9 protein-coding genes and 1 tRNA gene are annotated in these 14,416 nt (G+C 56.6%); 5 read left to right on the top strand and 5 right to left on the bottom strand.

Features of this window, described 5'->3' with window-relative positions:
* Window positions 1-72 precede the first annotated feature (72 nt).
* Window positions 73-149 (bottom strand) — tRNA-Met (locus tag WDM86_09245).
* 257 nt (window positions 150-406) lie between these two features.
* Here WDM86_09245 and WDM86_09240 point away from each other — a divergent pair.
* From WDM86_09240 to WDM86_09220, 5 genes are all read left to right on the top strand, one after another.
* A complete protein-coding gene (locus WDM86_09240; GenBank protein ID MEI9990210.1) occupies window positions 407-1,492 on the top strand; it encodes a hypothetical protein in 1,086 nt (361 codons plus the stop codon).
* A gap of 425 nt (window positions 1,493-1,917) precedes the next feature.
* Window positions 1,918-2,678, top strand: a protein-coding gene (locus WDM86_09235; protein MEI9990209.1) for an IS5 family transposase whose coding sequence is annotated in 2 segments (ribosomal slippage) — window positions 1,918-2,245 and window positions 2,245-2,678 — 762 coding nt in all. Because the reading frame shifts where the segments join, the coding sequence is not laid out codon by codon here.
* Between the two features lie 138 nt (window positions 2,679-2,816).
* The gene (locus WDM86_09230; GenBank protein MEI9990208.1) at window positions 2,817-3,620 is read left to right on the top strand and encodes a hypothetical protein; all 804 of its coding nucleotides are present in this window, start codon (window positions 2,817-2,819) and stop codon (window positions 3,618-3,620) included.
* Window positions 3,613-5,448 carry a DEAD/DEAH box helicase gene (locus WDM86_09225; GenBank protein ID MEI9990207.1) on the top strand — a complete coding sequence of 612 codons (1,836 nt, stop codon included), beginning with the start codon at window positions 3,613-3,615 and terminating at the stop codon, window positions 5,446-5,448. The genes WDM86_09230 and WDM86_09225 overlap by 8 nt, the downstream gene beginning before the upstream one ends.
* On the top strand, window positions 5,417-6,868 hold the full coding sequence (locus WDM86_09220; GenBank protein ID MEI9990206.1) for a helicase-related protein: 1,452 nt from the start codon (window positions 5,417-5,419) through the stop codon (window positions 6,866-6,868). Before WDM86_09225 ends, WDM86_09220 begins: the two co-directional genes overlap by 32 nt.
* A gap of 250 nt (window positions 6,869-7,118) precedes the next feature.
* On the opposite strand, the gene WDM86_09215 is transcribed toward WDM86_09220, so the two are convergent.
* The 4 genes from WDM86_09215 to WDM86_09200 are packed head-to-tail and all read right to left on the bottom strand — an operon-like array spanning window position 7,119 to window position 14,360.
* Complete coding sequence (locus tag WDM86_09215) at window positions 7,119-9,197, bottom strand: AIPR family protein (protein ID MEI9990205.1); 2,079 nt, start codon at window positions 9,195-9,197, stop codon at window positions 7,119-7,121.
* Window positions 9,187-10,191 carry a PD-(D/E)XK motif protein gene (locus WDM86_09210; GenBank protein MEI9990204.1) on the bottom strand — a complete coding sequence of 335 codons (1,005 nt, stop codon included), beginning with the start codon at window positions 10,189-10,191 and terminating at the stop codon, window positions 9,187-9,189. Before WDM86_09210 ends, WDM86_09215 begins: the two co-directional genes overlap by 11 nt.
* Window positions 10,178-12,886, bottom strand: coding sequence for a Z1 domain-containing protein (locus WDM86_09205; GenBank protein ID MEI9990203.1), 2,709 nt, complete (start codon window positions 12,884-12,886; stop codon window positions 10,178-10,180). Before WDM86_09205 ends, WDM86_09210 begins: the two co-directional genes overlap by 14 nt.
* Entirely contained in the window at window positions 12,879-14,360 is a 1,482-nt protein-coding gene (locus tag WDM86_09200) for an ATP-binding protein (GenBank protein ID MEI9990202.1), read from the bottom strand. Before WDM86_09200 ends, WDM86_09205 begins: the two co-directional genes overlap by 8 nt.
* Between the last annotated feature and the right edge of the window lie 56 nt (window positions 14,361-14,416).

Raw genomic sequence — 14,416 nt, 5'->3', positions numbered from 1 at the left:
CGTGGGGGCAATGTTCGCCCAAAAACGACTTAGGCCCGGCGAAGGGCCGGGCCTAAGATCGTGGGCTCACATTGGTTGCGGGGACAGGATTTGAACCTGTGACCTTCAGGTTATGAGCCTGACGAGCTACCGGGCTGCTCCACCTCGCGTCACATATTTTAGTATTAAAAAACAGAGACTTACACTGCTTCGAAATTTCAAATCGCTTCGACTGATTCTAGCCTGGGTAAGTATTTGGGTAAGAACCCGGCCGAAGGCGTCTTTCTTCACTCGCCGGGACAGTACTCCCGCCGCTCTATGCGGGCGAGTAAAAAATATCCATAAGAATCAATCGGATACACCAAAGAGTCAGTTTGATGCGTCAAATTGACTTTCCTGCACGTCTCGCCGCGCCTATTTCCCACCAATGCGAATTGAGCGAACCGGAAAGATCGAGCCGCTGACGCCGCGCATCGAGCGCTACCTCAAGGAGGCGCTCAGCGCTCGATCGCTCGATGATGCTCACTCGTCCGAGCAACGACGCCCGGACTATGTGTGCCTCAAGGATATTCTCGTCGTTGAGGTGAAAACCCTCGAAGGGGACGGAACAGAGCGCATCGAAAATCTGAACGATCAATTGCGCGAGCGCGAGGACTATCCGCCTTTCTACGGCAAGGTTCCCGTTGAATCGCTGCTCAAAAACCTGTCCGATCCGGAGGCTGTGCGGCGCAAGCTGTCCGACAGGATCGGGCGCGCGATTGTCACCCACCTCAGGAAGGCAGACGGGCAACTGGCTGCACATGCCGAACGATTTCCGAGAAAGAACCTCGTCCGTCTGGTCATTCTGGTGAACGAAGACCACGAACTCTACGAGCCGAATATCGTCGGATTCATCGTCCATAGGGCGCTCTCCAGGTTGGACGACAACGGCAAGCCAGCCTATGGAAACATCGATGCTGTGATCTACATGACGGAGCGCCATGCGACGCAAATCGACGGAAAGGTCGCATTTCCGCTCCTGGCCATTCATGGGCGAGGGATCGACATCGATCCTTGGAAGGAAGCCTTCCTTCATCGCTTCACCGACGGCTGGGCGGCCTGGAACGGCAATCCGCTGTACGATAATGGATCACGGCCCGACGAATTCGAGGCCATGGATCACATTCCGGAACGAATGAGGCGGCAAGACCTTTGGAATCTGGAATACCGCCGCAATCGCTACATGAAGGACATTAAAGACGAGCGCCTTCGCGAACATTTCGACGAGTCGATTGTGATGAGCATGCTCTCGATGATGATCAACTCGCCTATCAAACCGACGCAGCAGCAAATCACCGATAACCTGCGCTGGTCCAGTCACCTGCTACTCGAAATCAATGCGCGCGGAATTCCGATGACACGGTTTGCGTACTCGCTCGAGCGTACTTTGGCGGCCGCAAGGCGGCTTAGAATGTCTCAACAAGTCTTGGATTGGTTCACCGAGTTGGATCGGCAGCGAAACATGAAGGCCTGACTTCGTCGTCTAAGGGTTCGAGCCTCCGGGCTGAACCCCTGCCCGTCGGCGAGACCGGGGGTAGCAAGGGGAAGGACGAAGTCGGCGAAGGGGATCACCCGTTCTGCACGGAGCGCAGCGGAGGAAGAACGGGGGAAACGACGCCGGAGCCCAAAGGGGAATCCTTCCGCTCGCGAGGGGCAGCGCCCCTTGGCCGTCGAGTCAGATGCCAGCGCTCTGCATGGCCGGCTGATTAGCGGGCGTTATCTGGATAGCTTCCGCCGAGAAAGGCTGTCGTCGTCATGAGAGCGCGAAGTCTCCACCAAAGAATAGGCAGTTTTCGCGGGTTAAGCGCCGCGCTATCAAACTAGGGCCGAAACCCAAAAAAGTCATTGTCGGTTGAATCGGTTGATGATTCCGTTGCTTCGTGATTCGGAGGCATTGGGATGCGGAACAACCTGTTTTGGCTGAGCGACGAGCAATGGCTTCGGATCGCGCCGCACTTGCCGACGGACGTGCGCGGCAAAGATCGTGTGGACGACCGTCGCGTGATCAGCGGCATCCTACATGTCTTGAAGAGCGGCTGCCGGTGGTGCGACTGCCCGCCGGAATACGGCCCCCATACGACAATCTACAATCGCTTCGTGCGCTGGGCCGAGCGCGGCATCTGGGAGCGGCTGTTCCGCAAATTGGCGGAGCGCGGACGATCCACCGATACCCAGATGATCGACTCGACGCATGTCAAAGCCCACCGCTCGGCCTCGGGCGCAAAAAGGGGGAGCTTAAGCAGGCGATCGGCCGCTCGCGCGGCGGGCGAAACACGAAAATCCACGCAATCGCAGATGCTAAGGGCCGTCTTCTTTCCATCCTCCTGACCGGCGGCCAGGCGCACGATTGCCCGCCGGCCCAGCGTCTCATCCGCCGAAGCAAGATCGCCAAGAGGCTGCTCGGCGACAAAGCCTACGACAGCGAAGAACTGCGATTATGGCTGACGGCGCGCGGCACCAAGCCCGTCGTGCCCAACAGATCGAACCGCAAGCAGCCCTTCAGCTTCGACAGAAAATCCTACAAGCAGCGACACAAGATCGAGAACGCCTTCTGCCGCCTCAAGGACTTCAGGCGCATCGCCACACGCTACGACAGGCTCGCCAGAAACTTCCTAGCCTCCGTATGCCTCGTCGCTGCTATCGTGTGGTGGACTTTATGAGTCTGGACCCTAGTTTTGATCCAACAATATTAGGTGCTAGAGGTAATTTCTGGCCTTTGACTGGATACTCAGAAAGTAACACCGACGGTATCCAACTCCTAGCCAGCAGACCTACAATCAGCCAGCAAGTTTTCGCGCATGTCGCTTACTCTTTCAGCCATCGATCATGGTCAGCTCTGTCATGGTTTTAGCTGGACCATAACGGACGAAGACACGCTGTCGCAGCGTGTTGCGCGCGTGGCCCTTGGCCAATATCGCCATGTCTCAAAAATTCTAGGTGGCGCCGGAGTTGATGGACCCAGCACGAGCGCGGAGCAAGCCAAAGCGGCCATCTCGCTCTTAACCGTCGAGCCTAACGAAGACCCATGGCATCGCGACGGCTGGATATTTCAGACCATTTCTTGGATCGCGGCGCATCGGGATACAAAAGGCGTCGTCACGCGTCCGCCGCATATCATCAAAGCCCACAAAGGGTTCGATGGATTGCAGCTCGAATTGTCGGCGGACGGCAAGGCCATAACGGCCGTCGTCATATTCGAAGATAAGGCGACGGACAATGCGCGCCAGACAATTCGCGAGGACGTTCTGCCGGGAATCGCAGCACTGGAAGCGGGAGATAGGGCAAACGAACTTACTCATGAAGTGAATGGCGTCCTTGATGCGCAAGCGAGGCTCGATCCCGGCCTGGATGTAGACGCCGCGATTTCAAACATCATGTGGAAGGAGGCACGGTACTACCGTGTCAGCATCACAGTGGGAAAGACCCACTCGACTTCTGCGCGGCGGGCAAAGCTATTCAAAGGGTTCGACGAAAACGCGCCGGGAGATGTCAAGCGTCGCCGCGCCGAAACGATGTACGTTCCCGAGTTACGCAAATGGATGGATCAGTTTGCCAATCGCGTGATCGAACACATTAAGTCGGTGGCGGTGGCGAATGTTTGATCCGGTCACCTCGGCACTCATCCAGTCTGCTCCCGCGCTCGACGGCCTTGATCTTGAAAGCTTGCCGAAACGATTGACGGAGGCCTTCGCCGACGTTGTTTCGGCGCGGATAAGGTTACAGCCTGCGACCGAGAGTACGCCGCCGGACGAGACTAAAAGGAATCTGTACGAGCTACGGCGACTTGCACTTACATACGAAGCATATGTGTCGCTGCTTCCAGACCGAGCAAACCGAGCCGCAGCAGCCTTTGTCGCGGCATCAGCACATCAAGCGTTTACACACGGTCACTTCGGCAAAGCAGCAACAAGCCGCATCGACGCTTCCACCGTTTCTCCCGACGTGTGCACTACTTTGTTGTTTCTCGTTGCCGAGTCTTATGCAGATGCGACGGAGGCGGCTAAGCGGATCGTGCTGCATCCCGATCACACAAGCCCTATTGAGAGAGCCCTTCTCACCGCTATCAGAGACCTAGCACACGGGAGGCTCATCTCGATCCTAAGGAGCGATATTCCAAAAATCAGTCTGACAGCCGATATGGGAGACCGTGCAGTCCAGTCGCTTCTTCTAATGTTGTTGAAAGGGATTAGACGGCTGGCAGAGCAAATTCGGTTACGATTCGATCTTGAACCTAGCGCAGGAGGACTAGAACCCGCAGTGGCGATATTTCGTAAGGTGCGGGAACTCTGCGTCGAGGCAATAGACGGTGTACTGGACTCCGGCGATCAAGTTTACAGTCTCTATCCGGGGCCGCTTCATCTCGCAAATCTGCTCCTTGCGGTAGAGCGCGATCTTTTGGGAACGGCACTAACCCGAATCCCGACGCCCGGCGGCGTAGATGAGGCAGGATGGTGGCAGGTTTTGCGCAGGATGGCACGGCAACGCCCCTACTTGTGGCGCAATCATCGCGAAGCCATAGCGGCGGGTTATCTCAAACAAGGGATATCGTCCGCAATCAGCTTTCCCACTGGAGCGGGCAAATCAACTCTTGCCGAATTAAAGATCGTAACGGCTCTGCTTCGCGGTGAGAAAGTTGTTTTCTTAGCGCCAACCCACGCACTTGTCGCACAAACCACGCGGGCGCTGAAGCGTACGTTTCAAAGTTTCGACATTGTTGGTGACGTTGATGACGACGTTACCCTCGCTGAAATCTATGTACTTCCTGAAGTGACAGTGACCACTCCGGAACGCTGCCTTATGCTGCTTTCGATGCAACCCGAAGCGTTCGAGGGTCTTGGGCTTATTGTTTTCGACGAATGTCACCTTCTCCATCCGCGGGAGGAAGACAGAAGTCGTCGAGGGCTCGATGCTATGCTCACAATTCTAGGACTGACAAGAGCGGCCCCAGCGGCAGATTTGTTGATGCTATCCGCCATGATGAAAAATACTGGCGAGATTGCAGGCTGGCTCAAGGAGCTTACTGGCCGCGATTGTTTGACCCTTGATCTGTCGTGGAAACCAACCCGACAGGTTCGCGGATGCGTGGTTTATCCGGCTGAGCAAATCACAGCGTTAGATAAGAAACTGCGCGGCGCCAGAAAGCTGCACCCAACCCAAAAAGCTGCACCAACTTGGGTTCAGAGAGAGCTTCATGCCTCGCCATATGGGTTCTTCAGTCTATTGCAAACGTGGAGCACGACGCATCGCGAAGATTACGCGTTGCTCCCTCTGTTGTCATCGCAGGTTCTGCTTGCCACACGAAAAGCCAACAACGGTCGTGTTTGGCAGTTAACTCCCAACGGGAACGAATCAAGCGGAGCAATCGCGGCAGCATCGGTCACCGCAGGGATGAAAACGCTTGTTTTCGTTCAGACGACCGTTTTTTTGTGAGAGCTGCGTCAAAGAGTTTCCTGCTCGTCTCGACGCTCAGCCCGTCGTCCTGACGGACGAAGAGAAGGCGTGGCGACTGTTATCGGTCGAGGAAATGGGAGGCGCAGAATACTGCTATCTTCGCCTTGACGACGATGGCGTGCTCAGGACCGGCGCGACGAGCCATCATTCGTTGTTATTGCGCGAGGAACGCGATCTTCATGAAAGTCTATTCAAACGCCGCGACGGAATTGGCGCGTTGTTTGCCACATCTACGCTCGCTCAGGGAATGAACCTACCAAGCGAGGTAGTCATAATCTCAGGTGATAGCCGCTTCGATCCAGGCGCGGACAAGATGAAACGGCTTGAAGCTCATGAACTACTTAACGCAGCGGGCCGGGCGGGGCGGGCAGGCGAGGGGGCTGAAGGGTTCGTCCTCCTCGTACCGAGCAAGGTCATCGGCTTCGATGACGCAAAAAGTGAGATCAGCAATCATTGGATGGACTTGCAGGCGATCTTCGAACAGGCAGACCAATGCCTGACCATTGATGATCCGATGAAAGTCGTCCTAGACCAAATTCACAACGGCATAACGAAGAACGGCACTCCGGCCTATCTGCTGAGCAAGCTTCCATTAGCAATTGCTGGTGAGGTGGAAGATCCCGCCGTTGCGATGCTGAAGCGCTCATTCGCTGCATATAGAGCGAAGGTAGCGGGTGATGAACAGTGGATCGACACAAGGATTAAGTCTACCATCGCGGCGCGCGCTACAGTCGATCTCCCCGACAAGGACAAGTGGATCGAGCACCTTGCCGCCTCAACAGGCTTCTCGATAAAGCTTCTCCAACAACTGCTCGATCTTGCTGATTCTGGTTCGTTTGATGGGTCCGCAACACAGATAGTTGCGTCGTTGATAAAGTGGCTCGAAAGCAGCCCAGCCATGCTTATGGAGTTGATTCGCCCCGAAAATTTGGAAGGGCTTCTGGGCGAGGAATACAAGAAGCTATCGATCGATAAAGAACGCGCGGAGTTAGCGCTTCCTGTGTTGGCAACGCTCTGGCCGTTGTGGATGTCGGGCGTTCCGCTTTGCCAGTTGGAAGTCGCGTTTCTTGGTCGCCCGAACAAACTGGGTCGATGCGAGCACGCACGACATTTTGTCTCTCGAATTGTTGCAGACCTCGCATTCTTAGCCGGTCTGCCCGCTCGTCTGTTAATGGCTAGGTCCAAAGCTGCTGGTGAAACGCCGACAATCCAGACGGTGTTGGCTACCCTCGGGGGCGCAGTTCGTGAAGGGTGTGACGGGCCGGAGTCTTTCGCGACACGTATCAACTGTGGCCGTAGCGTATCGCGCGTAGCTGCTAGGCGTCTTTACGACGAAATAAGGCAGCAAATTCCATCGGAAGCGATACCGAAGGCTTTGAAGAGACCAGGCAACGCATGAGAGAAGCAGAGTCGTTGTTCAAGTTTTCAGCACTCTAGAAGCGTCGCAGGCGCTAGAGTTTCCACCAAAGGCAATCCGGAATTCGCGCCGAGTGGGCGAAAAATGAACTGGGTTTGGAGGGGCATGAAAGACAAAGGCGATGAGGGCGATCACCTGTTCGGCACGAAGCGCAGTGGAGGAAGAACGGGGAAACGACGCCGGAGTCCGAAGGGGAAGTGCCCACGCGCGCATCGACTATGTTCTCCGTGCGTCAGACAATGCCAACTCCGAGCTGGCAGCCTTCCGCGCGAAGCTTTCTCAATGTCTCAATGGTGATCACGCACTGCTTTTCGCTTGGAAGCTTTCGCGGCATCGCTGCGGCGGTCTCGAGAATCCCGCGTTCCATCGGGGTGAGAAGCTTTCGCTCCAGACCCCAATCGAGTACGTCCTTCCAAAGTGCGGCACCCGCCTTGACAACCGCGCTCTGCGCGTCAATGCCGTTCAGCATCTTTTGATCCCTGACGGCGGAACGCTTCCCTTCCTGTGCCTCTTCCTTGCTGACAAGCTCGTCCTTCAGCCTGGCCGGCCATTGGATTCCCACGCCGGCGACCCGGTTCCAGCAGGCTTGCTGCTTGGCCCATTCCGTGACGTTGCTGACGTTGGGCGGCGTGTCGACGATGACATCGTGAACTTCCTTCGCAGCTATTGTCAGCGCCTCGCGCAGAACCGCGCTTATCGCCTGTTTTTTCCAGACGGCGTCGAAATCGACCGAGAGGCCGAGTTTGTCCACGTCGTGGGCAAGCTTCGATATCGCGTATGCGACCACGTTCGCGCGAAAACCACCCTGATACCACGGCTGTTCGGTAACGATTTGCTCGACTTCCGTGAAAATGATCGCCTTGGCAATGGAATGGCGGAAAAAGCTTTCGTTGAACGCATCGGCGTTCCTGTCCCACTCCTTGCCGATCGCGTCGGCGAAATGGACAAAATTCTTCTGTCCGCCCCTGCTGACGATATCCGGATGCTGCTTCCAGACATTGAGGTACTTTCCGAGATCGGTTTTCGAAAAGAGCTGTGACTTCGGATATTCGAGATCAAACTTCTTTCTCTGCGCGTCGGTAAGGTTGGCTCTCGCATCCTGATACTGGCCGCGCGCTCTTTCGTAAAACCACTTCGACTCCCTGAAGGTACCGTCAGGAGACGGCGCAAAGAGGCGACGAGAGAAATCCTCCATTCGGACGTGGAAAGGATGGTTCGCGAAGAAGTCGGCTGCGTTGACCCGGTTCTGGCTATTGGCAAACTCCGAAATCTTCGGAACGATCTCAACAGCCTTCTCGTGGTCCACAATGGATAGCTTCATCTGCACAAAGACCCTGGAAAGGTCCACGCCCTTCTTCCGGCTGGCGGCATGGATGGAGGCAGTTGTCTGCCCGCCATTCACGATCTGAAGATTCTTGAATCCGGTCAGGAGAAGTCCACTCTCCGACTCCCGGGTCGTGACCGCCTCGGCGGTTGCGGTGATCCCGTTATTGTAGGCGAAGAACATTTCGGGATTGTTCTCGATGGTGTTTCTGATTCCCTTGTTGATGGTTCCTCGCGCCTGAAGAAAGACGCGAACATTCTGCTCAAGCAGGCGCGCACCCCACCTGTCGTATATCTTTGCGAGCTGCATGCCTGGCACGGCAACCAGATAGGCCTCGTAGCCTGCATTCGTCAGGTGGGCGGGAAGCGCCGACATCGCTCCGCCAAAGTCGGCTTCAAGATCGATTCCGATTTCCTCCCGGCCGTGACCTGACGTGGAAAAACGGTGGAGTCGACCGAGGTCCCACACGCTATAGGTGACGGGTATATCCCTGAGCGTGTCCGCTTCGCGGCCGTCAACCCGGGTGCTCAGCATGCGATTGCTGACCAGGAAAAGTCGGACCTTGGAAACCGATGGCCATCTCGCAGCGATGAGATCGGCAAGTCCGAAGGCCGGTGTCGTTTCCTCAAGTCCATCCCTGAAGGACCGATCAAGCGATCTTGAGAGGAAGCTGTAGACGCGCTTGAACAGAGCCTCCATTTCGGTGGCCGTAAGTGTTGCGATCTCGGCCGACTGATGAAAGTCGGCGATGATCAGACTCAGAACGCCGTCGGCTCCGGCCGGATCGCCACCGTAGCCGTCCACTCTTGTTGCGCGATTCGGCGAAACATATGGCGCGCGATCTGCGGTCTCGAGCTCGCCTGCATCCACAAGCTGCTCGCAGAACAGGCTGAAAAAGGCGTCCTCGGCATAGCGGCCGTCAGCGTCGGCAGACGCCAGGATGTCCTGAAAGAACTCCTGATAGAATTCGCCGATCTCAATCGCCATTGTCCCCTCCGGCCAATGCTTCATCGAGAACTTCCGGCGTCACGGCGAATCCTTCACACTCCATGAGCGAGAGCGAATACCGGACATCGGAAACACCGGCTGGCACGTCATGTGCGGACAGACGCGGAAATTCATCCCCGACGCGATAGATGCGCGATCGTCCGGATACCCATCGGAACGCCGAATAGTCCTGCCGCCAGTCAAACCCGGCAGCCAGCAGACGCGAATCGAGCAGTTCGATTGCCCCCTGATCTGCGGTTTCGACACGTTCGCGAACCCGTCGTGCGATGTCGGTGATCGTGAATGCCAGCGCGTCGCTCGATGGAGCGCTGCTCAGGTCGACCACGTGCAGAAAAAGAAATTCCAGACCTTCACTATCAAGCTGATGTTCGGACGAGATGACGACGAAGGGTGTGGCTCCTCCGCGTCTCGCCTTCGCCTCGATGCAAATCTGTCCGATCTCGAAGTCCTTCGGGGCACCGAGCGGGCCGCGCCATGCCTCCAGCGCCTCGCCGGGTGAAAAGCGGGTAAGAAGATGTCGCTCAAATACCAGCAATTCTCCTATGACGCCTTTCTGCTCTTCCTCGGAGAGTCGACCGCTGCTTCCGCCGCGCAAGAGGTGATGCCAGCGCCAGGTTCTGGCCAAGGCAAACTCGACTGCTTCCGGTTCGGACTCTGCAACGGACGTTGCCGACACGATGTCCCGGCAGAGCTGCTCGAAGATGACGCGTTGACTGCTGTCCGACAGACGAAAGACCAGCATTCTGTTCTGGCCGTCATCAGCCTCCGTTTCGGATATCTCAAGGCCGTTGAGGGTCGGAAGACGGGACGCCGGCTGCGAGTCGGGAGCATGTCTGAGAACGAGCAGGCATTTTCGATCGGCGCTTTTCGCCCAGTAGAAATTCCACCGCAGACGCTCGTCGACGCGGCGTGCGCTTACCTTGGTCGTCTCATCAGGCGTCGCGAGATCGGTCCATGGATCACTCATCATCATCCCCGGCTTCTTCGTCTTCGGCCTCCTCCGGATAATTCTCGCGCATCCAGGTCGTGTTCACGACAAACTCGACGCGAGTTTCCTCGACAGCAGTCTTCGGGAAGCTGATGCTCCAGGCCACGACGGGCTCTGCCATTTCCCTGATCTGCAGCAGATGAACAATGAGAAGAGGGCGAATGCGCTGTTCGCGATATATGCGGTCAGGATAATTGAGTGTCTTGCCCGGTTCCTCTTCGAGAATATTGGCCGCGCGATAGGCCTGTTCGGCATTCCGGCGCTGATCGTCCGTCAGACCGGCCTTTTCGACACCTCGGGATGAGACGCGGGCATTGTCCGTAATGCGAAGTGTGCGTGTGTCGCTTCTTCGCCCGGTCTTCCGGAACTGGCAGATGATCGGCACGCCAAGGCCGTTATCGACAAGCGATTCCGGACCCTCATTGCGCAGGCTCGCAAAGAGCACATCCCACGACAACAGTTCCGAGGCGGCACGGTCCTGGATATAGCGACGTACCGGGCCGGGGTCTGTATAAATGGAGCCAGGGTGATTTTGAAAACCGGATAGAAAGCCAAGGATGGCTTCGACGTTTACGTCCTCAAGGAGCCAGCCGCCGGAAACGCGTTGTGCTGCTGTCAACGGGTTGCCTTCGCCTGCGAGCCGTTTCGCGAACCGATCAACGGCGGCACGATTGGCTTCAAGGCTGTCTCTGTCGCGCCTGAGCACCACGGTCTCAACGAAGCTGTTGCCAAGACCGATGTTGACAACCAGCTCTTCACCCGACCCCATCTTGTTGCGCGCAGTCACAATAAGGGTGGTCGGATGGCTTCTGACCTTGAGGCCAAAGTCTTCGGGTGTGCCGCCGGCCACCTCCATCCTGCGCAATTCCTCGCGCAGCATTTCGATGGATTCCGCAACATACGAGTACCATCCTTCGGCTTCCTCAAGCATCCAGATACGACAAAGGTCATCGTAGTCGGGCCTGTAACCGAACCACCGACCCATCTGCATCAGGGTGTCGTACATCATTGAGTTTCTGAGGAAGTAGCTGATCATCAGCCCTTCCAGTGTCAGTCCCCGCGACAGTGAGAAACCTCCAACCGCAATCACATTCAGGCCGGTCTTCTCATGCTCGGCATAGTTGAGGGTACCCGAGGACCGACTGTTGACCTCGACGGCCTTTATCGGTGCGGCGGCTTCGTTGAGCTTCTGCTGGACGTCCAGCCAGGAGAACTCTGTCGCCTCGGCATATTCCGCCTCAAAGACGTCATGAAGGGCCGCGATTTCGGGATCCTTCAAGGCGTCTGATTCCGGCAGCGCTCCGTTGATGCGGGCGCTCGACTGCATCCGCTCAAGCCTGTTGTGCACCTCATTCCTTATCTGTCGCTGGACTTCGGTAAAGCGCGAGGCATTGATCAGCATTGAACAGTGCTGATTGACATGCCCTCTCAGGAGCCGAATTGCACGGGCGACGACAAACGACCTGATTGCCTTCACCAGACTTGCCGGCAATCCGGCGACGGGCAGCTCCTTGGTATGCAGAAGCGGCAGAGTGTCCTCGTTGTCATCGATGTGCCGAACGAAGCTTCCCGGCTCCTGAATGAACACACGACTGGGGCCAAAATAGTTTGTCGGCGGATCGAGGCTGACGATAAAATTGCGCGGGAACAGGTCCGCCTTGTACATCTCGTCGTCGGTATCCGGATCGATAAAGATGTTGGCGAAAGGTGTTGCGGTATATCCGATGTAGCAGGAACGGGCGAACATCCGGAGAAGACTCCTGATATGTCCGTTGATCCGTGACACCTCGCCCTTGTCATGACCGATATTGATGGAAGCGTTGTCAGCCTCGTCGTCGATTACGAGCATGGGTGTATCGACGGTCTGTCCGCCTCTGCTGGCGTTATGCTCCGCGAGCCATTCGAGGAGGTTCTTGAGCGTGCTCGAATTCTTCTTGATGACGAAGATGACCGGTTCATTGAGATTCTGCAGCGGTACGCCCACGCTCGTCGCCATGGCCTTGCTGAAATCCCTCAGCGAATTCGTGAATGTCACGGGCCTGCGCGTCTGATCAAACCGGCCGACGCCGACAAACTTTTCATCATTTCGGGAGAGAAGGCGGGCGCTGTCACGACCGACAAAGCCCTCGTCTATACGAAGCTGGGTCTGGTTTCGCAGATTGTTGTGAATGCCGGCGATAACGATGATAAGCCGATAACCGGCATCGGCCGCCTTGCAGATGAGACCGGTATAGTTGGCAGTTTTCCCCGACTGGACGTGGCCCACGACCATTCCTCGTCTGTCCCACGGCCCCGGCTTCAATGGATTTTCGAGAAGACCCAGAATGCGGTCGGTGACATCGTCGAGTGTCGCCATGACCTGGGTCGAGAAGTGCTTCTCTGCAAGAAGCTTCTTGTATCTCGACCAGTAATAGGGGTTGATGCCGGGCTTCGCGCTGTCAAGCCATGGTTCGAAATCCTCTTCGGTGAGGACGGAACCGATTGTCATCGTTACCCCGTGCCGCGCTTCAAATCGCCTTGCGAGAAACTCTGCAGTTTCGTCATCGACGCTGCATGTCGGGATTACACGGAATTGTGCAATCAGTTCACGAATCCGTTCGGGGGTCGGATTGGCTTCCCGTGCGAGGAAGCCCTCGACGGCGATCTCAAGATTTTCGAGATTTGCAGCATTCTCAGGCATCTTCATCCCCCTCGGCATTCATGTGATCAATCAGGCTTTCGGCACGGTCCCAGTTCGAGCGAAACGGCTCGGCAAAGGGAAGCATGCGTTTGATATCAGTCATTCCGAGGCCCGAGCTCTGCAGCTGGGCCACGGTGATGGTCACTGCATGGCCAAGGGCCTCATCCGACAACTGGTTGCCTCCGACCTTGTCTGGCTCGCCCCCAAGATCGGCGAACAGCGAATCCATCGGCAGAGCTGAACCCATGATCTCCAGGATATCCTTGAACGTTCTTTGCAATTGGGCCGATTGAAGCTGTGAATGAAATGCGGAGACGAGTGGGTGATCGCAATTGATCCGATAGATGATCTCACCCTTGTCCTGAATGCGATTCCAGACCGGGAGACGATTGTCGGATATGAGTTTTTGTCCGCGTGCCGTGTATATGCGTCTTGAATTCGCGCCCATGGTCTCGATGATGCGCCGCAGCCGTTCGCGTACCTGATAGGGTGGTTGGGCCGAGGCCTTCTTGACATCGATCTTCCATTCGGAATCCAGTCCGTTCGGGATGTCGATGCGTACGCGCGCAAGCTTTGCCAGTTCCGTTTGCCGGGCCAGTCCAAACCAGGTGCCGTAGATGATCAGGCGCCTCTGCCGATAAAGATAGAAGCCCTGGTTCTTGACGTATCCAGCCGCGCCGGAATGCCGTTCCCACTCCTCAGGAGTCACCTTGCGATGATGGGGCAGCGTAAATGTCTGGATGACGACTTCCTGCATGCCCACCCTGATCTTTTCGATCGGCCCCGCGATGGTGGCGGGATGCGATGAGTGAAAAGGATCGTAGGGTTCAAGTGGCCGATTGTTGAGCACGATTGCGATCTTGCGGTGACCGGGCTCGCCCGAGAGGAAGCGGTGAAAGACCAGCTCAAGGTGCGAGCGTGCTTCGTCCATTCTTCGAACAAAGTGCGCGAAACCCTCCTCGGAGGTGTCCCGGACGATACGGTCGAGATTTTCCCAAAGAACAAGGGTGCCCTTTTCACCGAGGCTGTCTGCGCAGGGGATGGTGTCAGGGTCGTCCGGAATCTCGACCAGCCACTCGTCGGTCTTTGCCACACGTTCGAAATCCCAGATTGCTGCGTGGGTCTCGCCGCTCCGCCGAGTAACGACTGTAAGTCGGCGGCATTGAGAAAATGACGCGATCTTCAATCCAAGACCGAAGCGCCCGAGGTCCGTACGCTCTCTTTCTTCAAGTGGGCTTCTGCTCCCGAGACGCATCGCAGCGAGCAATTCCTCGCGCGTCATGCCATCGCCGTCGTCGAGAATTCCTATCCTCGGAGATGACCTGTCCGGCGGCGTGAGTATCTGGATGTTTCGCGCACCTGCGGTAAGCGAGTTGTCAATGATGTCTGCGAGCGCGGTCTCAAGGGAATAACCGATGTCCCGCATGCTTTCGATAAGCACAGAAGCTCTTGGCGCGGCTTCTACCGTTTCCATCATTCAGCTCATGAATAGCCAGAGGGAGGGGCAAATATTGATCCGACAACTACTAG

The sequence above is a fragment of the Rhizomicrobium sp. genome, from assembly GCA_037200045.1.
Classification (GTDB): Bacteria; Pseudomonadota; Alphaproteobacteria; order Micropepsales; family Micropepsaceae; genus Rhizomicrobium.
This window is presented reverse-complemented; position numbering and strand designations above follow the sequence as displayed.